25 protein-coding genes are annotated in these 21,956 nt (G+C 68.2%); 13 read left to right on the forward strand and 12 right to left on the reverse strand.

All coding sequences use genetic code 11. The features are described 5' to 3' along the window. Positions 1-66: 66 nt before the first annotated feature. The 3 genes from ilvN to miaA all read right to left on the reverse strand — a co-directional run bounded on the left by ilvN (position 67) and on the right by miaA (position 3,553). Positions 67-582: an acetolactate synthase small subunit gene (ilvN, locus tag BLU08_RS02825; protein WP_090194987.1), complete on the reverse strand. Its 516-nt coding sequence runs from the start codon at positions 580-582 to the stop codon at positions 67-69. Between the two features lie 5 nt (positions 583-587). Continuing rightward, entirely contained in the window at positions 588-2,312 is a 1,725-nt protein-coding gene (gene ilvB / locus BLU08_RS02830) for a biosynthetic-type acetolactate synthase large subunit (RefSeq protein ID WP_233996061.1), read from the reverse strand. A gap of 284 nt (positions 2,313-2,596) precedes the next feature. Continuing rightward, the gene (miaA, locus tag BLU08_RS02835) at positions 2,597-3,553 is read right to left on the reverse strand and encodes a tRNA (adenosine(37)-N6)-dimethylallyltransferase MiaA (protein ID WP_233996141.1); all 957 of its coding nucleotides are present in this window, start codon (positions 3,551-3,553) and stop codon (positions 2,597-2,599) included. Between the two features lie 34 nt (positions 3,554-3,587). On the opposite strand from miaA, the gene serB reads away from it, so the two are divergent. Next, positions 3,588-4,520 (forward strand): phosphoserine phosphatase SerB, encoded by a 933-nt coding sequence (gene serB / locus BLU08_RS02840; protein ID WP_369816824.1) that lies wholly within the window; start codon positions 3,588-3,590, stop codon positions 4,518-4,520. Positions 4,521-4,630: 110 nt separating this feature from the next. Beyond that, the gene (locus tag BLU08_RS02845) at positions 4,631-5,476 is read left to right on the forward strand and encodes a Coq4 family protein (RefSeq protein WP_369816825.1); all 846 of its coding nucleotides are present in this window, start codon (positions 4,631-4,633) and stop codon (positions 5,474-5,476) included. 11 nt (positions 5,477-5,487) lie between these two features. Here BLU08_RS02845 and BLU08_RS02850 read toward each other — a convergent pair whose 3' ends face one another. Next, on the reverse strand, positions 5,488-6,174 hold the full coding sequence (locus BLU08_RS02850; RefSeq protein WP_090194997.1) for a nitroreductase family protein: 687 nt from the start codon (positions 6,172-6,174) through the stop codon (positions 5,488-5,490). An 89-nt stretch (positions 6,175-6,263) separates the two neighbouring features. Here BLU08_RS02850 and BLU08_RS02855 point away from each other — a divergent pair, with 89 nt between their 5' ends. Then, positions 6,264-7,055 carry a Coq4 family protein gene (locus BLU08_RS02855; protein WP_090195000.1) on the forward strand — a complete coding sequence of 264 codons (792 nt, stop codon included), beginning with the start codon at positions 6,264-6,266 and terminating at the stop codon, positions 7,053-7,055. A 105-nt stretch (positions 7,056-7,160) separates the two neighbouring features. Here BLU08_RS02855 and purL read toward each other — a convergent pair whose 3' ends face one another. Genes purL through BLU08_RS02870 form a run of 3 tightly spaced genes read right to left on the reverse strand, consistent with a single transcriptional unit; the run spans position 7,161 to position 10,555 of the window. Continuing rightward, positions 7,161-9,416 carry a phosphoribosylformylglycinamidine synthase subunit PurL gene (gene purL, locus BLU08_RS02860; protein WP_090195003.1) on the reverse strand — a complete coding sequence of 752 codons (2,256 nt, stop codon included), beginning with the start codon at positions 9,414-9,416 and terminating at the stop codon, positions 7,161-7,163. 29 nt (positions 9,417-9,445) lie between these two features. Next, entirely contained in the window at positions 9,446-10,120 is a 675-nt protein-coding gene (locus tag BLU08_RS02865; protein ID WP_090195009.1) for a metal-dependent hydrolase, read from the reverse strand. A 24-nt stretch (positions 10,121-10,144) separates the two neighbouring features. Beyond that, complete coding sequence (locus tag BLU08_RS02870; protein WP_090195012.1) at positions 10,145-10,555, reverse strand: DUF2177 family protein; 411 nt, start codon at positions 10,553-10,555, stop codon at positions 10,145-10,147. Positions 10,556-10,629: 74 nt separating this feature from the next. Here BLU08_RS02870 and BLU08_RS02875 point away from each other — a divergent pair, with 74 nt between their 5' ends. The 10 genes from BLU08_RS02875 to BLU08_RS02920 all read left to right on the forward strand — a co-directional run bounded on the left by BLU08_RS02875 (position 10,630) and on the right by BLU08_RS02920 (position 18,071). Beyond that, on the forward strand, positions 10,630-10,899 hold the full coding sequence (locus BLU08_RS02875) for an exodeoxyribonuclease VII small subunit (RefSeq protein WP_090200919.1): 270 nt from the start codon (positions 10,630-10,632) through the stop codon (positions 10,897-10,899). 1 nt (position 10,900) lies between these two features. Continuing rightward, positions 10,901-11,815 carry a polyprenyl synthetase family protein gene (locus tag BLU08_RS02880; protein WP_090195015.1) on the forward strand — a complete coding sequence of 305 codons (915 nt, stop codon included), beginning with the start codon at positions 10,901-10,903 and terminating at the stop codon, positions 11,813-11,815. A gap of 66 nt (positions 11,816-11,881) precedes the next feature. Continuing rightward, on the forward strand, positions 11,882-12,286 hold the full coding sequence (locus BLU08_RS02885) for a hypothetical protein (RefSeq protein WP_090195020.1): 405 nt from the start codon (positions 11,882-11,884) through the stop codon (positions 12,284-12,286). After that, the gene (gene coaD, locus BLU08_RS02890) at positions 12,283-12,795 is read left to right on the forward strand and encodes a pantetheine-phosphate adenylyltransferase (protein ID WP_090195025.1); all 513 of its coding nucleotides are present in this window, start codon (positions 12,283-12,285) and stop codon (positions 12,793-12,795) included. The genes BLU08_RS02885 and coaD overlap by 4 nt, the downstream gene beginning before the upstream one ends. Positions 12,796-12,905: 110 nt before the next feature. Continuing rightward, positions 12,906-13,691, forward strand: a complete 786-nt coding sequence (locus tag BLU08_RS02895; protein WP_369816826.1) for a peptidylprolyl isomerase — start codon at positions 12,906-12,908, stop codon at positions 13,689-13,691. Positions 13,692-13,696: 5 nt separating this feature from the next. Next, positions 13,697-14,746, forward strand: a complete 1,050-nt coding sequence (gene queA, locus BLU08_RS02900; RefSeq protein WP_090195029.1) for a tRNA preQ1(34) S-adenosylmethionine ribosyltransferase-isomerase QueA — start codon at positions 13,697-13,699, stop codon at positions 14,744-14,746. Positions 14,747-14,789: 43 nt separating this feature from the next. Then, positions 14,790-15,731, forward strand: a complete 942-nt coding sequence (locus tag BLU08_RS02905) for an ABC transporter ATP-binding protein (RefSeq protein ID WP_090195032.1) — start codon at positions 14,790-14,792, stop codon at positions 15,729-15,731. After that, a complete protein-coding gene (locus BLU08_RS02910; RefSeq protein ID WP_090195035.1) occupies positions 15,728-16,501 on the forward strand; it encodes an ABC transporter permease in 774 nt (257 codons plus the stop codon). The genes BLU08_RS02905 and BLU08_RS02910 overlap by 4 nt, the downstream gene beginning before the upstream one ends. 82 nt (positions 16,502-16,583) lie before the next feature. Beyond that, on the forward strand, positions 16,584-17,714 hold the full coding sequence (tgt, locus tag BLU08_RS02915) for a tRNA guanosine(34) transglycosylase Tgt (protein WP_090195039.1): 1,131 nt from the start codon (positions 16,584-16,586) through the stop codon (positions 17,712-17,714). Positions 17,715-17,756: 42 nt separating this feature from the next. Beyond that, entirely contained in the window at positions 17,757-18,071 is a 315-nt protein-coding gene (locus tag BLU08_RS02920) for a chorismate mutase (RefSeq protein WP_090195043.1), read from the forward strand. On the opposite strand, the gene BLU08_RS02925 is transcribed toward BLU08_RS02920, so the two are convergent. From BLU08_RS02925 to nrdR, 5 genes are all read right to left on the reverse strand, one after another. Continuing rightward, the gene (locus BLU08_RS02925; RefSeq protein WP_090195046.1) at positions 18,061-18,702 is read right to left on the reverse strand and encodes an NAD(P)H-dependent oxidoreductase; all 642 of its coding nucleotides are present in this window, start codon (positions 18,700-18,702) and stop codon (positions 18,061-18,063) included. The two genes, BLU08_RS02920 and BLU08_RS02925, sit on opposite strands and share 11 nt — an antisense overlap. Before the next feature lie 195 nt (positions 18,703-18,897). Continuing rightward, positions 18,898-19,512 (reverse strand): 30S ribosomal protein S4, encoded by a 615-nt coding sequence (gene rpsD / locus BLU08_RS02930; RefSeq protein WP_090195048.1) that lies wholly within the window; start codon positions 19,510-19,512, stop codon positions 18,898-18,900. Positions 19,513-19,744: 232 nt separating this feature from the next. Then, on the reverse strand, positions 19,745-20,668 hold the full coding sequence (locus BLU08_RS02935) for an FkbM family methyltransferase (protein WP_090195051.1): 924 nt from the start codon (positions 20,666-20,668) through the stop codon (positions 19,745-19,747). Between the two features lie 25 nt (positions 20,669-20,693). Beyond that, a complete protein-coding gene (locus tag BLU08_RS02940) occupies positions 20,694-21,440 on the reverse strand; it encodes an RNA methyltransferase (protein WP_090195055.1) in 747 nt (248 codons plus the stop codon). A gap of 7 nt (positions 21,441-21,447) precedes the next feature. Beyond that, on the reverse strand, positions 21,448-21,939 hold the full coding sequence (gene nrdR, locus BLU08_RS02945) for a transcriptional regulator NrdR (protein ID WP_090195060.1): 492 nt from the start codon (positions 21,937-21,939) through the stop codon (positions 21,448-21,450). Between the last annotated feature and the right edge of the window lie 17 nt (positions 21,940-21,956).

The following is a 21,956-nucleotide window of genomic DNA, read 5'->3' on the forward strand; positions in this document are numbered from 1 at the left end:
GCAACCTGCCCGGGTCGCCGCCCGCGCGGGGATGACGGTGCGGTGTTCATTTGTCCAATCCTCGGATCAAGTCCCTTGCGTGCCGCGCATCATCCCGACCACGCCCGAGCGGCCCACGCTGACGAGGCCGAGTTGGCGCATCAGCACGATGAAGCTGTCGATCTTGTCGGGCGAGCCGGTCAGTTCGAACACGAAGCTCCTGATGGTGGTGTCGACCACCTTGGCCCTGAACAGCTCCGCGATCCGCAGCGCCTCGACCCGCTTTTCGCCCGTCCCCGCGACCTTTATCAGCGCCAGTTCGCGTTCGACATGAGGTCCGGCCGTGGTGAGGTCGGTGACCTTGTGGACCGGCACCAGCCGTTCGAGTTGCGCCTCGATCTGGTCGATCACGGCGGGCGGCCCGTTCGTGACGATGGTGATGCGGCTGATCGCGTGGTCCTCCGTGATGTCGGCCACGGTCAGGCTGTCGATGTTGTACCCGCGCGCGGTGAACAGGCCGGTGATCTTGGCGAGGATCCCCGGCTCGTTGTCGACCATGACGGTGAGGACGTGGCGCTCTGACGGCGCTTCGGCGATTTTCATGGGGCTTACACCAGGGCCTTCGCTTCGTCGTTCATCGTCCCGCCGACCTCGTCGCCGTACAGCAGCATGTCGGTATGCGCCGCGCCCGACGGGATCATTGGCAGGCAGTTCGCGTCCTTGGCCACGCAGCAATCGACGATGACCGGCCCGTCATGCGCGAGCATCGCCGCGATGCCCGCGTCAAGCTCGCCGCGTTCCGTGATGCGGATGCCCTTCCAGCCATAGGCGTCGGCGAGCCGCACGAAATCGGGCAGGCTGTCGGAATAGGAGTTCGAATAGCGGCTTTCATAGGTCAGTTCCTGCCATTGGCGGACCATGCCCATGTATTCGTTGTTGAGGATGAAGACCTTGACCGGCAGGCGGTATTGCGAGGCCGTGCCGAGTTCCTGGATGTTCATCTGGATGCTCGCTTCGCCCGCGATGTCGATCACCAGCGCGTCGGGGTGGCCCAATTGTGCCCCGATCGCCGCGGGCAGGCCGTAGCCCATCGTGCCCAGCCCGCCGCTGGTCAGCCACTTGTTCGGCTCGGCGAACCCGAAGTACTGCGCCGCCCACATCTGGTGCTGGCCCACCTCGGTCGTGATGATCGGCGAACGGTCCCTGGTCAGCGCGAAGAGCCGCTCGACCGCCTGCTGCGGCATGATCGCGGCCGGTTCCTTCTTCGATGTCTCGGGATAGGCGAGGCATTCGCGCGCGCGCCAGCCGGCGATGCGGGCCTTCCATTCGCCGAGGTCCTGCGCCTTGCGCGAGGTCCCCCATGCCTCGACCAGCTGGGCGAGCGCGGTGGCGCAATCGGCGACGATGCCGAGTTCCACGGGAACGTTCTTGTTGATCGAGCTGCGGTCGATGTCGATGTGGATCTTCTTCGAATCGGGGCTGAAGGCGTCGAGCCGTCCCGTCACCCGGTCATCGAAACGCGCGCCGATGCAGACCATCACGTCGCACTGGTTCATCGCCATGTTCGCTTCGTAGGTGCCGTGCATCCCGAGCATCCCGAGCCAGTCGGGATGGTCGTGGCTGAACGCGCCGAGGCCCATCAGGGTCGAGGTGACGGGCGCGCCCGTCAGGTCCTGGAAGGCGCGCAGCAGGCGGCTCGCCTCTGGCCCGGAATTGATCACGCCGCCGCCGGTGTAGAGGATCGGGCGCTGCGCGCCCGCGATCATCTCGACCGCCTCCGCCACCTGTTCGGCGGGGGCGACCATCTGGGGCTGGTAGCGGTGCGGGGCAGGGGCGGCGCGGCGCGATACGCCGGGGACCGCGATCTGCACGTCCTTGGGAATGTCGATCACGACCGGGCCGGGCCGGCCCGTGGTGGCGATGCGGAATGCCTCCTCGACCGTCGCGACCAGATCGGCGGGGTCCTTCACGAGGTAGTTGTGCTTGGTGCAGTGGCGGGTGATGCCGACCGTGTCCGCTTCCTGGAAGGCGTCGGTGCCGATCAGGCCGGTCGGGACCTGCCCGGTGATGACGACGAGCGGGATCGAATCCATGAAGGCATCCGCGATCCCCGTCACCGCATTGGTCGCGCCCGGGCCGGAGGTGACGAGCACGACGCCCGGCTTGCCGGTCGCGCGGGCATAGCCTTCGGCCGCGTGGGCCGCGCCCGCTTCGTGGCGGACGAGGATGTGCCTGATGCCGTGATGGCCGAACAATTCGTCATAGATCGGCAGGACCGCCCCGCCGGGATAGCCGAACACGAATTCGACCCCCTGGCTCTCGAGGCAATCCATCAACAGGGCGGCTCCCGAACGCTGCGCCACTTGCACTATCTCCCAAAACGAAACCGGCCCGAAGCGTGGGTCGCATCGGGCCGATCAGGACATCCAAACGAAAAGGATTCCGCGATCAGCCGGTACCAACTACGATGAGGCTAACGAGCATGATCCCTGGCCTTTCACCTTCGATTGCGCCGCGCAAGGCATGACAGGATCCGGTGACGGAACCGAAAATCCTGCACGAACCTGCCGCGGCAACAGGGGAGCGGGCTAGACGCCATAATGTGAGGCGTCAACCCTTAATCACGCAAGATTCCTGCGAAAATATCATCGACGGCGATATTTTGCGATTCGCCGCTGTCATGAACTGTCCGCCAGCCTTCCCCCGCCTGGTGCCGCAGCCACGTGTATTGCCGCTTGGCATAGTTGCGGGTCGATTGCCGGCCCGATGCGATCATCGCCTCGCGCGCGATCTCGCCTGCGAGGAAGGCGGCGATTTCGGGCACGCCGATCGCGCGCATCACGGGAAGCGCGGGGTCGAGCCCGCGTTCCAGCAGGGCTTCGACCTCGGCTACGGCCCCGGCGCGCAGCATCGCCTCGAACCGTTCGTCGCAGCGGCGATAGAGCGCTTCGCGGTCGGGCAGGAGGATCGCGGCGTGAAGATCGACCTCTTCCGCGATCCCGCCCGTCTTGGCGCGCTGCCAGTAGGCGAGCGTTACCCCGGTCGAACGCTTGACCTCCAGGGCGCGGGCGATGCGCTGGCTGTCGGTCGGAGCCAGTTCGAGCGCGCGCTCCGGGTCCTCGACCATCAGCGCGGCGCGCGCGCTTTCGACCGGCAGGGCGCGCACCACCGCGCGCACCTCGGGGTCGATCTCGGGAATGGGGGCGATCCCTTCGAGGAGGACCTTGATGTAGAGGCCCGTTCCCCCGACGAGGATCGGCAGCGCGCCCGCTGCGTGCGCGGCCTCGATCCGGGCCTTTGCACGATCGGCCCAGGCCGCGGCGGAACAGGCTTCGGCCCCGTCCCATTCGCCGTAGAGCAGGTGCGGGTGGCGTTCGCGCTCGTCTTCGCCCGGCGCGGCCGAAAGGATCGGGATGTCGCGATAGACCTGCATCGAATCCGCGTTGATGATGCGCGCCTCGCGCTGAGCGGCCCTGGTCCATTCGTCGGCGAGCCGCAGGGCAAGAGCGCTCTTGCCGCTCGCGGTCGGCCCTGCAATGAGCGCGAGCGGGCGCGTGAGCGCGCGCCCGTCCATCGTGGCATCCACGGAATTTTCAGGAGAGTGCCTGGTGCTCATAGCCCGGCTGATAGCAGACAAGCTGCCGGAAGGAACCGAAGAAGCGAAGCCCGCGCCGCGGCTCGAGGCGCGGCTCGACGCGGCGCTCGCCGCCTTTGCGGATCGGGGGATGCCGGTCGCCGCGGCGGTGATGCTGCAGCACAGCGACGGCGTGCTCCAGCTCTCCTTCGCCGAGGCCGAGCCGGCAGCGGTGCTCGACGTGATCGACGCCCATTTCGGCCCCTGCGACGCGCTGGTCGGCACCGCGGCGACCGGGGGCGAGATCATCGTCCCGCACCTCTTCGTCTCGGACATGGATTCGACCATGATCGGGCAGGAATGCATCGACGAACTGGCCGATTATGCCGGGATCAAGCCGCAGATCGCCGCGATCACCGAACGCGCGATGCAGGGCGAACTCGATTTCGAGGCAGCCCTGCGCGAACGGGTCGCGCTGCTCGAAGGGTTGGAGGAAACGGCGATAGATCGCTGTCTCGACGAACGAATCCGCCCTACTCCGGGCGCGGCGACGCTGGTCGCGACGCTCGCGGCGAAGGGCGCGCGCAGCGTGCTGGTGACGGGCGGCTTCCACCACTTCGCCGATCCGGTCGCGACCCGGCTCGGCTTCGACCGGGTGGTCGGCAACCGGCTTGGGGTCGCGGGCGGCAAGCTGACGGGCAAGCTCGAAGGCCCGGTCACCGATGCGCGCGTCAAGGCGCGCGTGCTGGCCGAGGAACTCGCGCGTCTCGGCAGCGAGGCGCACAGCCTTGCGACCGGGGACGGGGCGAACGACATCCCGATGATCGAGGCGGCGAGCTACGGCTTCGCCTACCGCGCCAAGCCCAAGGCCCGGGCCGCCGCGAACGGGCGGATCGATTGCGGGGACCTGACCTCCGTGCTCGCACTGTTCGGCATCCCGCGCGCGGACTGGATCGAGAAGGGCTGAAGCACGCCGGGCGCATGGGTCGAGCGGTTGGCGATGCGCGGCGAAAGGGTTTTGATTCGGGACCGGAACGATGCTATTGACACGAGTGTAAGTAGCGTGACGAGGCCCCGATGATCCCGATGATGACGAAGGCTCCCGACTATTCCTCGCTCCGCGCCGCCGACGGCACGGTGCTGCGCCATCCCGACCGGCCGCGCCCGCGCTATTCGCTCCCGCGCGCGGTGAAGAATTTCCGCCTCCTGATGAAGGACAAGGAGGACACGAGCCTCGTCTTCAGGATCTACGAATCGCTGCCGTCGAGGCACTTCATGCCGCGGGTGCAGGCGCTCGCCCTGTCCGAACGCGGCGAATTGCTGCGCCGGACCGAGCCGAGCCTGCCGGAAATCCTCGACGATCACGCCGCGCTGCGGGCAACGCGCAAGGGCAGCCTCGCGCACGCCTATTGCGATTTCATGGAAAGCGAAGGCCTGTCGGCGGCGGGGCTGGTGGCCGAGGCGGAGAAGCTCGGGCGGCCGAAATACCCCGATGTCGTGCAATGGTTCGCCGAGCGTTCGCGCGACACGCACGACCTGTTCCATGTCCTCACCGGCTATGGCCGCGACGCGCTGGGCGAACAATGCGTGCTGCTGTTCACCCATGGCCAGTCGCCGACGCATGGCCACCTCCTGATCGGCTATGCCGGGGCCGCCAACATAAGGAAGATGGTGCAGGGTTCGAACGCCCCGGTGCTTGGCGCGGTGAATCAGGCGAAGCGCACCGGCAAGGGCGCCGCACGCCTCATCGAACAGCCGATCCGCGAGCTTCTGAAGCAGCCGCTCGAGCGCGTGCGCGATGCGCTCAATATTCCCGAGCCGACGAAATACCGCGAATGTCACCGCATCTGGCGCGAGGAGGGGATCGACCCCTACGACCTGCTCGCAACGTCCGAAGACACGGGCGAACCGGTCGCGGCGTAAGCCCGCCTTTCCTAGAGCCAGCTCGACATCTGCTCCAGCGGCTTCTTCCTGAGCGCGTGGGCGGGGACGGTCGCACTCGCGCCCGGATGGCCGACCACCACGATCATCGCCGGCTTTTCCCATTCGGGCCGCCCGCAGGCCTCGCGCAGGAAGCCCATGGGCGAGGGCGTGTGCGTGAGCGTGGCCAGCCCCGCCTCGTGGAGCGTCGCGATCAGCATCCCGCAGGCGATCCCGACGCTTTCATTGACGTAATAGTTCTGCGTGCGCCCGTCCTCCTCGATCCCGCCCTTCCGCTGCGCGAAGACGACGATGAGGAAGGGCGCGGTTTCGAGAAAGGGCTTGTCCGCATCGGTGCCGAGCTCGCCAAGCGCGGCGAGCCATTCCGCGCTCGCCCTGGGATCGCCCCCGTCCTCCCCGTAGAAGCGCCGCTCCTCTGCCTCCGCCGCGCGCCGGATCGCGCGCTTTCTCGCGGGCGAGGCGACCACCGCGAAATGCCAGGGCTGGTGGTTTGCGCCGCTGGGCGCACTCCCCGCCGCCTCGATCGCCGCCTCGATCACCGCGCGCGGGACCGGCTCGTCGGAGAAATGGCGGCAGCTGCGGCGCTGGCGCAGCCGGTCGCGCAGCGCACGCGCGGCGCGGATCGCGTCCTCGTCGGGGAGGCGCGGCAGTGAATAGGGGACGGTTTCGGGCGGTTTCATGGCTTTTCCTATCCGGGCCGCGGGCGTGTTTGTGAAGTGGACTATTTACTGACAAGGGTGTAAATAGGCCGCCCTGCATGGAGGTTCAGATGGTTCCCGCCGATCTTCCCCTGATCGCGCCCGATCGCCGGATTTCGGGCATCCGCCCGCTCAAGGTGCTGCACCATTTCGGCAAGCTGGTCGAGGATAAGGAGGACACCGAACAGGTGTTCCACATCATCGAGGCGACCAAGGGACGTCGCAGCCATGACCAGGCGCGCAAGTTCATCCTCTCTCCCGAAGGCCAGCGCTTCCTTGATTCGGGCGAGGACATACCCGCCATGCTCGACGACCATGCGCGCTGGGCGGACCTTCCCGAAAACAGCGTGGCACAGCGCTACATCGCCTTCATGAAGCGCGAGGGGCTGTCGGCGGCGGGTCTGGTCGCGGAAAGCCGCAAGTGGGCGCCGCCCGAAAGCCTGCCGAAGGATCTCACCCAGTGGTATTTCGATCGTCTGCGCGACACGCATGATTTGTTCCACGTGCTCACCGGCTATGGCCGCGACGCGCTCGGCGAGGCAAGCCTGCTCGGCTTTTCCTATTCGCAGAACCACAACAAGGGCCTGCTCTTCATCGCCTATGCCGGCGCGCGCCAGATCAAGAAGGTCTCGCGCACGAAAGCCCCGCTGTTCGGCGCGGTGCGCGAAGGCCAGCGCAATGGCCGCGCCGCGGCGAAGATCGCGCACCAGGATATCGCGGCGCTGATGCGCGAGGACATCGACGAAGCGCGCGCCCGGCTCGGCATTGCGAAGCCGGTGATCTACCGCGAATGCCTCCGCATCCTCGAAGCCGAAGGGAACGGGCGCGAGGAACTGACGCTGGGCGGCGCGGAAGCGGCCTGACGATCGAGTGCCGATCGATGCGAGTCCCTGCGCAGGCAGGGACCTCGGGCCGAATTGCGCCACGGCGGGGGAAGTCCCAACCTTCGCTGGGATTCGCTTCGGGTTTCAGGCCTCCATCCAGTCGCGGAAGAAGCTTTCATGCGCCTCGCGCAAGCTCGCAAGCGGCACGCCGAGCAGGCTGTCGCCGCCGACCGTGCCGATCCGGGTGAAGCCGACCAGCTCGGCCTGCGGGCTTTCCGGTCCCTCCGCAAGGATGCGGTTGAAGGCGTCGGCGCTGTCGGGCGAGACGGTCACGACATAGCGCGCCTGGTCCTCGCCGAACCACCATTGCGCCGGGGTGTAGGCGACATTGCGGGCGAGCTGCGCGCCGATATCGCCGAGCAGCGCCATTTCCGCGAGCGCCACGGCGAGCCCGCCGTCCGACACGTCGTGCACCGCGGAAAGCAGGCCCTCCTCGATCAGGCGGCGCACGATCTCGCCCGCGCCGCGTTCGGCCTCGAGATCGACCGGCGGGGCGCGGCCTTCCTCCCGGCCCTCGATCACCGCGAGCCAGAGCGACTGGCCGAGATGCGAGCGGGTCGGGTCGGGCGTCGCCCAGAACTCGGGCGCGACAAGGTAGATCGCATCGCCCGCCGCCTTGAACGCGGGAGTGGTCATGGTCGCCGCATCCTCGATCACGCCGACCCCGCCGATTGCCGGAGTGGGCAGGATCGCCGAGCCGCCGCCGGTCGCCTTCGATTCGTTGTAGAGCGAGACGTTTCCGCTAACGATCGGGAAATCGAGCGCGCGGCAGGCATCGCCCATGCCTTCGAGGGCGTGGACGAACTGGCTCATGATCTCGGGCCGGTGCGGGTTCGCGAAATTGAGGCAATTGGTAACGGCGAGCGGGCGCGCGCCGACCGCGCAGAGGTTCCGCCATGCTTCGGCGATGGCCTGCTTGCCGCCCTCGTAGGGGTCGGCATGGACATAGCGCGGGGTGCAGTCGGTGCTGATCGCCAGCGCGCGTCCGGTGCCGTGGATGCGGACGACCGCGGCATCGCCCCCGGTCTGGAGCGTGTCGCCCATGACCTGCGAATCGTACTGTTCTGCGATCCAGCGGCGCGAGGCGAGGTTGGGGCTGGCGAGCAGCTTCAACAGGTCCGCGCCCGGGTCCTTGCTCTCGGGCACTTCGGCAAGGCGCGGGATGTTCACCCACGCGGCGTATTCCTCCCGGTCGAGATAGGGGCGTTCGTATTCCGGCGCATCGGCGGCGAGGGGGCCGAGCGGGATGTCGCACACGACCTCGCCGTTCCATTCGAGCACCATGTGGCGCGTATCCGTGACCTCGCCGATGACCGCGAAATCGAGCTCCCACTTGCGGAAGATCGCCTCGGCCTCCGCCTCGCGGCCGGGCTTGAGCACCATGAGCATCCGCTCCTGGCTTTCCGACAGCATCATTTCATAGGGCGTCATGCCCTCTTCGCGGCAGGGCACCTTGTTCATGTCGAGCCGGATGCCGGCATTGCCGTTGGTCGCCATCTCGACGCTGGAAGAGGTCAACCCCGCCGCGCCCATGTCCTGGATCGCGACGATCGCGTCGGTCGCCATCAGTTCGAGACAGGCCTCGATCAGCAGCTTCTCGGTGAAGGGATCGCCGACCTGCACGGTCGGCCGCTTGGCCTCGGCGTCCTCCTCGAAATCGGCGCTCGCCATGGTCGCGCCGTGAATGCCGTCGCGCCCGGTCTTTGAGCCGACATAGACGATCGGATTGCCGACGCCGGTTGCCGCCGAATAGAAGATGCGGTCCGCGTCCGCGATCCCGACCGTCATCGCGTTGACGAGGATGTTGCCGTCATAGGCGGGGTGGAAGTTGGTCTCTCCGCCCACGGTCGGCACGCCGACGCAATTGCCGTAGCCGCCGATGCCCGCGACGACGCCCTTCACGAGATGCTTCATCCGGGGATGTCCGGGCCGTCCGAAACGCAGCGCGTTCATGTTGGCGACCGGCCGCGCGCCCATGGTGAAGACGTCGCGCAGGATGCCGCCCACGCCCGTCGCCGCGCCCTGGTAGGGCTCGATATAGGAGGGGTGGTTGTGGCTCTCCATCTTGAAGATCGCGGCGAGCCGTTGCCCGTCCGGGCCTTCCCCGATGTCGATCACGCCCGCGTTCTCGCCCGGGCCGCAGATCACCCAGGGGGCCTCGGTCGGCAGCTTCTTGAGATGCACGCGCGAGGACTTGTAGCTGCAATGCTCCGACCACATGACCGAGAAGATGCCGAGCTCGACGAGGTTCGGCTCGCGGCCGAGGGCGGCGAGGACGCGCTCGTATTCCTCGGGGCTGAGGCCGTGCTGTTCGACGGTTTCGGGGGTGATCGTGGTCATGGCAGGGGCTCCTTGCGGCGCCCTTTAAGTCACGCGGGGCGGGCCGCCAACCCGCCTTTGCGGATGCGCTGGCGGTTCTCCCCTACCCACCAGGCGAGCGCGGTCAGCACGGCGAAAGCGAACAGCGCCTGGAGGTAGAGCGCCGCGCCCGCTTCGGCCGGATGGGGCGCGAACCAGTTGATCGCCTGCATCGCGAGCATTGCGGCGAGCAGGATGACCGGCTGCCCCACCGGCCCCCGCGTTCGCCGCAGGTAGAAGAAGAAGGCGGCAAGGGTCATCCCGAGCTCCAGCGGGATCGCGACCAACGGCCAGTTCCACAGGCCGAGCCCGAAGGTCGGGGGAGATCCGGCGAGGGTCAGGTCGCTCGCATGGGTCAGCCAGTCGAGCACCCAGTGCGACAGCACCACCGCGCCCCCGATCAGCCCGCCGGCCGGATTGCGCTGGGCGAGGGCGACGACGAGCGCGAAGCCCGCTGCCCAGGCGAGGCATCCCAGCAGGCTGTGGGTAAAGGGCATGTGGTAGAGATCGAACGGCACCATCGCGGTCGCGCCCGGCTCCACCCGCATCTTCTCGACCCCCGCCAGCGCGAGCCCGAAAAAGCCCCAGTCGACCAGCTGCGCCGCGACGAACAGCGTGCCGAGCCGCGGGCTTCGCTCGCTCAGCGCGGCGGCGGCGAAGGCCGGGGCGAAATGACCTATGAACATGGCGACGCCCCCCGGTTTTCGATCCTATTCCCCGCCGAAGACACGCAGCACGATCCAGGTCGCGATCGCGCTGGTCGTGCCGGTGGCGAAGGCGCCCCACATGATGTCGAGCACGCTGATCCGCGTCGCCCAGACCTTGAACACGGCCTGGCTGGTCAGGTCGAAGGTGGCATAGCACAAGGCCCCCAGCAGCACGCCGTTGAGAAGCGCGCTGGCGACCGAGGCACTCTCGATCCCGGGGCGAATCGCGAACCACGTCATCCCGGCAAGGTAGATAGCGTAGAACACGCCGGCGGCCGCCAGGTCGAAATCGTCGGCCATGATCTCGCCGATCACCGGGCGGTAGAGGTTCCCCGCGGCCCAGCGCAGCCACATCGCATCGAGCAGGCCGAACACGATTGCCGCGGCCGCGTAGGCCGTGATCCACTTCACCATCGTCCGCTTTCCCTGTTGCCGTCCTTGCCCGCCAGCCTTGACCGCCGCGCGGGGTCCGGTCAATGCTCGCGCGCATGGACGAGGGAAACAGCACCGCGGACGGGGCGGTCGATATCGAACGGATGAGCTTCGAGCAGGCGCTGGCCGCGCTCGAACAGGTCGTGCGCCAGCTCGAAAGCGGGGACGTGCCGCTCGACGAATCGATTGCGCTCTACGAACGCGGGGAGAGATTGCGCGCCGCCTGCCAGAAGCGGCTCGACGCGGCGCAGGCGCGGATCGAGAAGATCGTGACCGACGCGGGCGGCAACCCGGCCGGCACCGCGCCGCTCGACGAGACGCGCTGACATGGCTCTGGTGGGGATGGACGGCGACCTGCTCGCCGACGGCCTGAAACGCGTGCAGGCCGAGATCGACGCCTGTTTCGACGAGCTCTTGCCAGTTCCCGGCGACACCCGCGCGCGGTTGGTCGAGGCAATGCGCTATGCGACCATCGGGGGCGGCAAGCGGGTGCGCCCGCTGCTGGTCGCGAGCACGGCGGAGATGTACGGCGTCAGCCGCGAGGCGGCGATCCGGGTCGGCACCGCGGTCGAGGCGATCCACGTCTATTCGCTGATCCACGATGACCTGCCCTGCATGGACGACGATGACCTGCGCCACGGCAAGGCGACGGTGCACAAGGTCTATGACGAGGCGACCGCGGTGCTCGCCGGCGACGCGCTCCACGCGCTCGCCTTCGAACTGCTCAGCCATCCCGACACCAGCACCGACCCCTTCGTGCGCAGCGAACTGATCGCGACGCTCGGCACCGCCTCGGGGATGAACGGCATGGCGGGCGGGCAGATGATGGACATGGTTGCCGACGAGGAAGGGGTCGACTACGACCTGCGCGCCGTGACCCGACTGCAGCAACTCAAGACCGGCGCCCTGCTCGGCGCGAGCGTCGAGATGGGCGCGATCCTCGGCCGGGTGCCGGAAAGCGCGCGGGTGCATCTGCGGGCCTATTCGCGCGACATCGGGCTCGCCTTCCAGATCGCCGACGACCTGCTCGACGTGACCGGCGACGAGACCAAGGCGGGCAAGACGCTGAGGAAGGACGAAGTGCAGGGCAAGCAGACCTTCGTCACCCTGATGGGAGTCGACAAGGCGCGCGAACAGGCCCGTGCGCTGGTCGACCAGGCGATCGCCCACCTCGGCTCTCACGGCAGCGAGGCGGACATGCTGCGCGCGCTCGCCCGCTTCATCGTCGAGCGTGACCGGTAAGCCCGTTCGCGCCGTGACCCCCGCACGTTTCCGCTAAGGCCCCGACCCGGACAGAGAGGAGCCCCCATGAAAGCGCCGCTTTTTGCCATCTACGTCACGCTCGCGGTGGTGATCGCCGTCGTGCTGTTCATCCTCGTCCCGGCCGACAGGCCGGGCGACGCGCGCCCCGACGTGCTCGAGGAGCAGATCGTCCTTGTCATGGACGCCTTCGCCGTTGACAGCTGCGAGGAGGTCCGCGTCGTCGGCTCCTACCGCCGCACGGATGCGACCGGTTTCCGCCAGATGCTCGCCTACAGCGCGCCGATGGACTGCATCGAGGCGATGCGTGCGGCAGCGCTCGCGCGCGGCTTTGCCGAAGGGCAGGGCGGGACCTACGTGCTCGAGGACGCGGCCGCGCCCGAGATATTGACGATCTACACCGAACCGGGCGCCGCGCGCGGGGCGTTCGAATGGGAAAGGACCGGCCAGTGACCCGCCGCATCGGGATCTATCCCGGGACGTTCGATCCCATCACCCTGGGCCATGCCGACATCATCCGGCGCGGGTCCAAGCTGGTCGACTGGCTGATCATCGGCGTCACCACCAATCCGTCGAAGAATCCCATGTTCGAGACGCAGGAACGCTTCACCATGGTCGAGCGCGAGGTCGCCGCCATGGGGCTCGGCAATGTCGAGGTGGTCGGTTTCAACGCGCTGCTGGTGAAGTTCGCGCAGAGGCAGGGCGCCTCGGTGATCATAAGGGGCCTGCGGGCCGTCGCGGATTTCGAATACGAATACCAGATGGCGGGGATGAACCAGCAACTCGACGAGGAGATCGAGACCGTCTTCCTCATGGCCGACGTCTCGCTCCAGCCGATCGCGTCGAAACTGGTCAAGGAAATCGCGCTTTACGGCGGCGACATCTCCCGCTTCGTCAGCCCCGAGGTCGAGGGCGAAGTGCTCGACCGGGTGAAGCGCATCGGCCTCAAGGGCGACTACTGATCGGCGCGCGCCCGCCCCCCGCGGGGGGAGGGGAAGGCGCGCGGCATCATTCATTGAAGTGTCAGGCGCGCGCCGTTAAGGAACGCGGCCAAACGAGGAAATACCCACCCGTGCTCACACCCACGACCCTGCAAGGCCGCGCGGCCCTGCGCCCCGACGCCATCCGCGCGCCGTTTGCCGCAATCGCGGCGGCGGCGCTCGCCGTCCTGCTTCCGGCGCCCGCTTTCGCGCAGGCCCAGGCGCCGGCCGAGCCCGACATGGGAATGGAGGAAGAGGAAGAGGCAGAGGAGCGCGAGGCCGTGGCCACGCCCGCCCGGCGCGCCTTCGACCCGATCAATTACGACGTGACCGACGACCGCGAGAACGTCTGGCTGCTCGACCTGTCCAACGGGGAGCGCGTCGCGATCCGGCTCATGCCGAGCTGGGCGCCGGATCATGTCGAGCGGATCAAGACCCTCACCCGGGAGGGTTTCTACGACGGGGTGATCTTCCACCGCGTGATCGACGGTTTCATGGCGCAGAGCGGCGATCCCACCGGGACCGGGCAGGGCGGCTCCGAACTCCCCGATCTGGAGGCCGAGTTCAACCCGATGCCGCACGTGCGCGGGACCGTCTCGATGGCCCGCGCGGCGGAGGAGGACAGCGCGAACAGCCAGTTCTTCATCGTCTTCTACCCGCGCTTCAGCCTCGACAAGCGCTACACCAATTTCGGCCGGGTGATCGACAACATCGAAGCGGTGGACGCGATCCAGCGGGGCGAGCCGCCGCAGAACCCGACCCGCATCCTCCAGGCCTCGATCGCGGCCGACGACGTGCCGCCCCCCGCGGCGCCCGCAGCGCGCGAGACGGAAGAGGAAATCACCCCCGACATGCTGAGCGCGCCGGTCCAGCAGTAAGCGCCATGCGCGTCGATCTGTTCGATTTCGAACTTCCGCAGGACCTCATCGCCCTGCGCCCGGTGCGCCCGCGCGATGCGGCGCGGATGCTGCTGGTGCGCGGGACCGACCCGGCCGCCCCGCTCGAGGACAGGGGCGTGCGCGACCTGCCCGACCTGCTCGATCCGGGCGACGTGCTCGTCTTCAACGACACCCGCGTCATCCCCGCCCAGCTCGAAGGCCGTCGCAAGGACGGGGAGGCCCGGATCGGCGCGACCCTGCACAAACGCATCGACCTGCGCCGCTGGCAGGCTTTCCTGCGCAACGCCAGGCGGGTGAAGGAAGGCGACGCGCTGATCTTCGGCGGGGGCGTCACCGCCATCGCCGAGGAACGGCACGGCGACGGTTCGATGACGCTTTTCTTCGAGGGCGAAGAGCCGGTCGAGGTCCTGCTCGACCGCGCGGGCACCATGCCGCTGCCGCCCTACATCGCGTCGCGGCGCGCGATCGACGAGGCCGACCGCGAGGATTACCAGACCATGTTCGCGGCGAAGGACGGCGCGGTGGCGGCCCCGACCGCCTCGCTCCATTTCACCCAAAGGCTGGTCGATGCGCTCGACGAGCGGGGCATATTGCGCGAGACGCTGACCCTGCACGTGGGCGCGGGGACTTTCCTGCCGGTCAAGGCCGAGGACACCGAAGACCACCGGATGCACGCCGAATTCGGCGTCATCCGGCCGGAGGTGGCCGAACGGCTCAACGCGGTGCGCGCGCAGGGCAGGCGGATCGTCGCGGTCGGCACGACCTCGCTGCGCCTGCTCGAAAGCGCGGCGCGCGAGGACAGAGCGATCGCCGCGTTCGAGGGCGACACCGACATCTTCATCACGCCCGGATACGCCTTTCGCGCGGTCGACGGGCTGATGACCAATTTCCATCTGCCCAAATCGACGCTGATGATGCTGGTGAGCGCGCTGATGACGCGCGAGCGGATGATGGCGGCCTATGCCCACGCGATCGCGAACCGTTACCGCTTCTATTCCTACGGCGATTCCTCGCTGCTTCTGCCCGGCGGCTGAACGGCGAGGTTGCAATCCGCACCGGCCCTGCCACACCGGGGGCGTGAGCGAGCCGATCCTGAAAATCGAGAACCTGTCGAAGGTCTACAGGGGCGGCGTGCGCGCGCTCGACGGGGTGAACCTCGAGATCCGGCGGGGCGAGATCTTCGCGCTGCTTGGCCCGAACGGAGCGGGCAAGACGACCCTGATCGGCGCGGTGTGCGGGCTTGTGCGCCCCACTTCGGGCCGGATCACCGCCTTCGGCCACGACATGGCGACCGACTGGCGCGCGGCGCGGCGGCGGATCGGGCTCGTCCCGCAGGAGCTTTCGACCGACATGTTCGAACAGGTCCGTCACGCCGTCGCCTATTCGCGCGGGTTGTTCGGGCGATCGCCGGACAAGGCGCGGATCGACGGGATTCTCAGATCGCTCAGCCTCTACGAAAAGCGCGCAGCGCAGATACGCGAGCTGTCGGGCGGGATGAAACGCCGCGTCCTCATCGCCAAGGCGCTTGCCCACGAGCCCGAACTGCTTTTCCTCGACGAGCCGACCGCGGGCGTCGACGTCGAACTGCGCAAGGGCATGTGGGACCAAATCGCCGCCCTGCGCGAACAGGGCGTCACGATCATCCTCACCACCCATTACATCGAGGAGGCCGAGGAAATGGCCGACCGGGTCGGCATCATCCGCGGCGGGCGCATCCTGATGGTCGAGGACAAGGCGGCGATCATGGAACGGCTCGGCACGACCGAGGCGGTGATCGTGCTGTCCGAACCGATGGGGGTCATCCCCGCAGGCGTCGCGCGGTTCCCGGTCGAACTGCGCGCGGAAGGGCGCGAACTGGTCTATCGCGGCGGCGACGGCAAGGGCCGCGGCCGAGCCGAGATCGCCGAACTGACCAAGGCGCTCGTCGCGCACGGCATTGATTATGGCGGCATCGACATCCACGATTCCTCGCTTGAAGACATCTTCGTCTCGCTGCTGGCCGGGGAAGAGGCGGCATGAGCCAGTCCTTCAACGCGCGCGGGGCGTGGTCGATCTATCGGCGCGAGCTGATGCGCGCGTTCCGCACCGCGTTCCAGTCGATCCTCTCGCCGGTGCTGACGACCTCGCTCTATTTCATCGTCTTCGGCACGGTGATCGGCGGGCGGATGGAGCCGGTCGACGGGGTGCCCTACGGCGCCTTCATCATCCCGGGCCTGCTGATGCTGACCCTGCTGGGCGAGACGACCAGCAATTCCTCCTTCGGCATCTACATGCCACGCTTCACCGGCACGATCTACGAATTGCTCTCCGCGCCCGTGGGGGTGGCCGAAACACTGATCGGCTTCGTCGGGGCGGCGGCGACCAAGGGCCTGATACTTGCCGGGATCATCCTCCTGACCGCGACCTTCTTCGTCGACTACACGATCGTCCACCCGCTCTGGGCGGTGGGCTTCATCGTCCTGGTCACGGCGAGCTTTTCGCTGTTCGGCTTCATCCTCGGCATCTGGGCGGACAGTTTCGAGAAGCTGGGCATCATCCCGCTGCTCATCCTCACCCCGCTGACCTTTCTCGGCGGGACCTTCTATTCGATCGACGACCTGCCCGCCCCATGGGATGCGCTCGCGCTGGCGAACCCGATCGCCTTCCTCGTGAGCGGTCTGCGCTGGACCTTCTACGGCACTTCGGACGTCGCGATCGAGGTTTCGCTCGGCCTTACGCTCGCCTTCCTCGCGTCCTGCGTCGCGGTGATCGCGCTGATCTTCCGCACGGGCTGGCGCCTGCGCGAATGAACGCCGCCGGTCGGCGCACGGGCGGCGCCGCTTTTCGTGTCCCGCGCGTGACAGCTCGCCCGCGCCCGGCTAGCGGGCCTGCATGACCGGCCCGCGTTTCGAGTTCACCCTCCACCAGACCGACGGCAAGGCGCGCACCGGCGTGATCCGGATGCAGCGCGGGGAAATCCGCACGCCCGCCTTCATGCCGGTCGGCACCGCGGCGACGGTCAAGGCGATGAAGCCGGAGGCGGTGCGCGCGCTGGGCGCCGACATCATCCTCGGCAACACCTACCATCTCATGCTGCGCCCGGGTGCGGAGCGGGTCGCGCGGCTCGGCGGGCTCCACCGTTTCATGAACTGGCCGCGCCCGATCCTGACCGATTCGGGCGGCTACCAGGTGATGAGCCTGTCGGAGCTCAGGAAACTGACCGAGGAAGGGGTCGAATTCCGCAGCCACCTCGACGGGTCGAAACACATGCTCACCCCCGAACGCTCGATGGAGATCCAGCGCCTGCTCGGCAGCGACATCGTCATGGCCTTCGACGAATGCCCCCGCGCCGACCGTCCCCGCGACGAGATCGCCGCCAGCATGGAACTGTCGATGCGCTGGGCGAAGCGCAGCCGCGAGGGGTTCGACAGCGATGCAGCGCACGCGGGCCGCGCGGCGCTGTTCGGGATCCAGCAGGGCGCGCTCGACGAGGACCTGCGGCGGGTGTCGGCGCAGGCGCTGATCGACATCGGGTTCGACGGATACGCGGTCGGCGGGCTGGCCGTGGGCGAGGGGCAGGAGGCGATGTTCGGCGTGCTCGACTACGCGCCCGCCATGCTGCCCGAACAGGCCCCGCGCTACCTCATGGGCGTGGGCAAGCCCGATGATCTCGTCGGCGCGGTCGAGCGGGGGATCGACATGTTCGACTGCGTGCTGCCCACCCGATCGGGCCGCAACGGACAGGCCTTCACCTGGAACGGGCCGCTCAATCTCAGGAACGCGCGCTTCGCCGAGGACAGCGAACCGCTCGATCCGCATTCGGACTGCGCCGCCTCGCGCGACTATTCCAAGGCCTATCTCCACCACCTCGTCAAATCGAACGAGATCCTCGGCGCGATGCTGGTGACCGAACACAACCTCGCCTTCTACCAGCAGCTCATGGCGGCCATGCGAGCGGCGATCGCAAAGGGGACCTTCGCCGCCTTCGCGCGCGGCTTCAGGCGCGATTACCTCGGGCAATAGAACCCTCGACAAACGCCCCGCTTCGGGCCAAGGCCCCGGCCCATGACAGACGTGCCAGCCAAGCCGCCCGAGGACTGCGAAACCATGATCGAGGTGCGCGTCGGCGTCGATGCGACCGACCGCGAGTTGATGGACCTGCTCGCCCGCCGCTTCGGCTACATGCGCGCCGCCGCGCGGATCAAGCAGGAACGGGCGAGCGTGCGCGACGAGGAGCGCAAGGCCTATGTCATCGCCGCCGCGGTGCAGGACGCGGAAACGCGCGGGCTCCCCGCCGAGGTGATCGCGGACATCTGGGAAAGGCTCGTCGAAGCCTCGATCGCCTACGAATTCACCGAGTGGGACCGGATCAGGGACTGACCTGTTCGCGTGCGAGGAAGGCGGGGAGACGCGCCTCCTTGTCCCCGGGCTTCCTGGTCCGGATCGAGTCCGCGAGCTTCTCGATCCGTTTTTCCCAACCTGGCAGACGCTTCGCCGCCTGTTTCTCGTCGCACGGGCCGAGCGCGAGGAAACGCACCGGGGCAAAGCCGCAGAAACCGAGCACCTGCCCCTTCCAGCGCCGCACCAGCGGATTGCCGTGATACCACCGCAGGACGAAGGGCGGGGTGTCCATCGTCGCGATCACGTCGGCGCTGCGGCCCGCCATGAGCTTGTCCCACCAGGGATCGTCCGTGTGATAGGCGAAGGCGAAGCCCGGCAGGAACAGCCGGTCGACGAGGCCCTTGAGCTCCGCGGGCTCGCTCCCCCACCACATCGGAAAGGCGACGACGAGATGGTCGCACGCGTCGAGCCTTTCGGCGAGCCGGGCGAGGTCGGGCTCCCATTCGCTGCGCCGGCGGTACCCGTGGCGCAGCACCGGCGCGAAGGCGAGGTCGCGCACCGCCACGCGGGTGATCTCGCAGCCGCCGGGCAGGGCGCGTTCATAGGTGTCGAGCAGGTGGGTGGTGAGGCGCCCTTCGTCCGGGTGCCCGTCGATGAGCAGCACGTTCATTCGCTTGCGATCCCTCCCTTGCAGCGAGTGATCGCAAACCGCGCTCGCGATGGGAAGGGCAAAAGAAAAGGGCGGCCCCGTGAGGACCGCCCCTTCTCGCTCCAGCGCGGGTCCCGGCTCAGGCCGGGACCTCTTCCGATGGTGCGCGCGCCGGAGGCTCCCGCCTTGGCGGGAGCTCACGGGGTGCGGCACGGATCAGCGCGAGTAGAACTCGACCACGAGGTTCGGTTCCATCGTGACCGGATAGGGCACCTCGTCTAGCTTGGGCACGCGGGTGAAGGTCACCTTGTCGGTGCCGTCGGGCGCGACATAGTCGGGAATGTCGCGCTCCGGCAGGCTCTGCGCCTCGATCACCAGCGCCATTTCCTTGGCCTTGGCGCCGAGGCTGATGACGTCGCCCACGTCCACCCGGCGCGAGGGGATGTTGCACTTCACGCCGTTGACGTAGATGTGCCCGTGATTGACGATCTGCCGCGCGGCGAAGATCGTCGGCGCGAACTTGGCGCGATAGACCACCATGTCGAGCCGGCGTTCGAGCAGGCCGATCAGGTTCTGGCCCGTGTCGCCCTTCATCCGGGTCGCATCCTTGTAGGTGCGGTGGAACTGCTTTTCGGTGACGTCGCCGTAATAGCCCTTGAGCTTCTGCTTGGCGCGCAGCTGCAGGCCGAAGTCGGACATCTTGCCCTTGCGGCGCTGACCATGCTGGCCGGGGCCGTAGGAACGCTTGTTGACCGGGGAATTGGGGCGACCCCAGATGTTTTCGCCCATCCGGCGGTCAAGCTTGTACTTGGCGCTCTTGCGCTTCGACATGAATCGATTCCTTCAAACATGCTGATCCGCCCCAGCGGCGGACATTCAACCCGGCATCGCACCGCCGAGGCATTTCCTCGACGCGGCCACCGCTTCACCGGGGTGCGGGGCCCATTTGCGAAGGGGTGCACATAGCAGGAATGCCGCTGAGGTCAAGCGGCGATCCCGGCGGACAAGGCTCGTGCGAGGTGGCCGGTCGGCGCGGGTCCGCGTTTACTCCCCTCGGGCTGCGTCAGGCGGCGGGCGTTGCAAGCACGTCGTAATGCCGCCCGCGCCCGTAGCGCCGTTGCTCGACGAAGCCCGCCGCGCCGAGCGCGCGCCCGGTCCGTGCCGCATCGGTCCAGCGATCGTCGTGTTCGTAGAAGATCCCGCAGATGCGCGGGGCGAAGGCGGGGCCGAGCAATTGCTCGATCACCACCGCCTCGTGCCCCTCGACGTCGATCTTGACGAAGATCGGGAGGTGCGCCGGAAGATGCCCGACAAGGCCGCACGCGGTGACGAGTTCGACTTCGATCCGGCCCGCATCGCCCCCGCGCCGCGCGAGGTGTTCGCCCAGCGTCGCGAGCCCGCTGTGCGATCGGCCGAGCGTGATCCTCGCCGGCCCGGCGCGGTCCGACAGGCCGACATTGAGCGCCCGCGCGCGCCCTGCGAGCCGGGCGGCGGCAAGGTTCGCCTCGAGCCGGGCGAAGGTCGCCGGGACCGGGTCGAGCGCGAGGATCGCCTCGCATTGCGGGTTCCGCCCGGCGATGAGCGAGAACAGGCCCTGGTTCGCGCCCACGTCGAGAAAGGCGAAGGGCACGTCGATCGCCCCGATCAGGTCGGCCAGATAGCGGCCATAGGTGCCGTAATGGCAATAGGCATAGGTCTTGTCCGACCAGTTCGGCCACATCGCGACCCCATAGACCGAGCGTGCGGGTTCGCCCGTCCCGCCGTGCAACGCGCCGCGGGTCGCGCGGTGGACGTGGCGCATGGTGCGCGCGCGCAGGACGCGCAGGTGCCGCCAGAGCAGGAAATCGCGCGCCATCGCGTCCGCGCGGTGGACCGGCCGGGCGAAGGCGCGCGCCGCCGCGCGGATCGCGGGAAGCCCGTCCTCGCCCGCCGCGCCGCCAGGGTGCTGGCCGGGGCCGGGGTCGATGATCCGCACCGTCGCTTCCATGAATCGTCCCGTTCGCCAGCGGCCCTCAGGCCCTGGGTTCGCGCTCTAGCGTGCTGAGGATGCCGCGCAAGGTGCGAACTTCGAGGTGGTTCCAGCCCGGCTTGGTCAGCACGCTGCGGAGCGTGCGGCGGGTCGCCTCGGCGCGCGTCTCGGGCAGGAAATAGCCCTTGGGCTCGAGCATCCGTTCGAAATGCGCGATCAGTCCGTCGAGCTCGTCCTGCGGGGCGGGGGGGAGCGGGTCCTCGGCGGTGGGCTGGACAAGCGTTTCGCCCGCGCCGCCAAGCTCGCGTCCGATCCGCGACCATTCATAGGCGACGAGGATCACCGCCTGCGCGAGGTTCAGCGAGCCGAATTCCGGATTGATCGGGACGGTCAGGATGTGCCGGGCGAGCGCCACGTCCTCCGTTTCCAGACCCGAGCGTTCGGGGCCGAAGAGGACGGCGTGGCGGCCTTCCTCCCCGTGGATCAGCCGCGCCGCGCCGTCCGCGCCGACGACCGGCTTGGTCACGCCGCGCTTTCGCACCGTGGTGGCATAGACATGGGCGCAGTCGGCGACCGCCTCGGCGGTGGTGGCGAAGACCTTCGCTTCGTCGAGCACCCTGTCCGCCCCCGCCGCCGCGGGACCCGCGGACGGGTTGGGCCAGCCGTCGCGCGGCGCGACGAGGCGCAGTTCGGTGAGCCCGAAATTGAGCATCGCGCGCGCCGCCTTGCCGATGTTCTCGCCCAGCTGGGGGCGGACCAGGACCATCACCGGCCGGTTGAGTTCGTCCATCCCCGTCTCAGGCCCTCGGGCCGCGCGCCGCCACTGCCTCGGTCACGGCGCTCGCGAATTCCTCGAAGTCGCGCGCCTCCGAGAAATCGCGATAGACGCTCGCGAAGCGGATATAGGCGACGCTGTCGATCTGTCGCAGGCCGTCCATCACCAGTTCGCCGATCCGCGAGGAGGGCACCTCGGCTTCGCCCGCGGTTTCGACCTGGCGCTGGATGCCGCTGACCAGCTGGTCGATCTGTTCCTGCCCGATCCCGCGCTTGCGGCAGGCGAGCGCGACCGAGCGTTCAAGCTTTGCCCGGTCGAACGGTTCGCGCCGCTGGGGCTGGCCGTCGCTGCCCGCCTTGACGATCGTGACCTCGCGCAGCTGGACCCGCTCGAAGGTGGTGAAGCGCGCCCCGCACTTGGCGCACTGGCGGCGGCGGCGGATCGCGGTCCCGTCCTCGGCGGGCCGCGAATCCTTCACCTGCGTGTCTTCATGGGCGCAAAAGGGGCAGCGCATCGTGCGTGTCGTTCTTC

The organism is Erythrobacter sp. HL-111 (assembly GCF_900105095.1).
Lineage (GTDB): Bacteria > Pseudomonadota > Alphaproteobacteria > Sphingomonadales > Sphingomonadaceae > Erythrobacter.

What these genes read in the sequence shown, in the direction of transcription:
- ilvN (WP_090194987.1), bottom strand. Translation starts at nt 582, where the DNA reads ATGAAAATCGCCGAAGCGCCGTCAGAGCGCCACGTCCTCACCGTCATG.
- ilvB (WP_233996061.1), bottom strand. Translation starts at nt 2,312, where the DNA reads ATGGATTGCCTCGAGAGCCAGGGGGTCGAATTCGTGTTCGGCTATCCC.
- miaA (WP_233996141.1), bottom strand. Translation starts at nt 3,553, where the DNA reads ATGGACGGGCGCGCGCTCACGCGCCCGCTCGCGCTCATTGCAGGGCCG.
- BLU08_RS02845 (WP_369816825.1), top strand. Translation starts at nt 4,631, where the DNA reads ATGATCCCGATGATGACGAAGGCTCCCGACTATTCCTCGCTCCGCGCC.
- BLU08_RS02850 (WP_090194997.1), bottom strand. Translation starts at nt 6,174, where the DNA reads ATGAAACCGCCCGAAACCGTCCCCTATTCACTGCCGCGCCTCCCCGAC.
- BLU08_RS02855 (WP_090195000.1), top strand. Translation starts at nt 6,264, where the DNA reads ATGGTTCCCGCCGATCTTCCCCTGATCGCGCCCGATCGCCGGATTTCG.
- purL (WP_090195003.1), bottom strand. Translation starts at nt 9,416, where the DNA reads ATGACCACGATCACCCCCGAAACCGTCGAACAGCACGGCCTCAGCCCC.
- BLU08_RS02865 (WP_090195009.1), bottom strand. Translation starts at nt 10,120, where the DNA reads ATGTTCATAGGTCATTTCGCCCCGGCCTTCGCCGCCGCCGCGCTGAGC.
- BLU08_RS02870 (WP_090195012.1), bottom strand. Translation starts at nt 10,555, where the DNA reads ATGGTGAAGTGGATCACGGCCTACGCGGCCGCGGCAATCGTGTTCGGC.
- BLU08_RS02875 (WP_090200919.1), top strand. Translation starts at nt 10,630, where the DNA reads ATGGACGAGGGAAACAGCACCGCGGACGGGGCGGTCGATATCGAACGG.
- BLU08_RS02880 (WP_090195015.1), top strand. Translation starts at nt 10,901, where the DNA reads ATGGCTCTGGTGGGGATGGACGGCGACCTGCTCGCCGACGGCCTGAAA.
- BLU08_RS02885 (WP_090195020.1), top strand. Translation starts at nt 11,882, where the DNA reads ATGAAAGCGCCGCTTTTTGCCATCTACGTCACGCTCGCGGTGGTGATC.
- queA (WP_090195029.1), top strand. Translation starts at nt 13,697, where the DNA reads ATGCGCGTCGATCTGTTCGATTTCGAACTTCCGCAGGACCTCATCGCC.
- BLU08_RS02910 (WP_090195035.1), top strand. Translation starts at nt 15,728, where the DNA reads ATGAGCCAGTCCTTCAACGCGCGCGGGGCGTGGTCGATCTATCGGCGC.
- tgt (WP_090195039.1), top strand. Translation starts at nt 16,584, where the DNA reads ATGACCGGCCCGCGTTTCGAGTTCACCCTCCACCAGACCGACGGCAAG.
- BLU08_RS02920 (WP_090195043.1), top strand. Translation starts at nt 17,757, where the DNA reads ATGACAGACGTGCCAGCCAAGCCGCCCGAGGACTGCGAAACCATGATC.
- BLU08_RS02925 (WP_090195046.1), bottom strand. Translation starts at nt 18,702, where the DNA reads ATGAACGTGCTGCTCATCGACGGGCACCCGGACGAAGGGCGCCTCACC.
- rpsD (WP_090195048.1), bottom strand. Translation starts at nt 19,512, where the DNA reads ATGTCGAAGCGCAAGAGCGCCAAGTACAAGCTTGACCGCCGGATGGGC.
- BLU08_RS02935 (WP_090195051.1), bottom strand. Translation starts at nt 20,668, where the DNA reads ATGGAAGCGACGGTGCGGATCATCGACCCCGGCCCCGGCCAGCACCCT.
- BLU08_RS02940 (WP_090195055.1), bottom strand. Translation starts at nt 21,440, where the DNA reads ATGGACGAACTCAACCGGCCGGTGATGGTCCTGGTCCGCCCCCAGCTG.
- nrdR (WP_090195060.1), bottom strand. Translation starts at nt 21,939, where the DNA reads ATGCGCTGCCCCTTTTGCGCCCATGAAGACACGCAGGTGAAGGATTCG.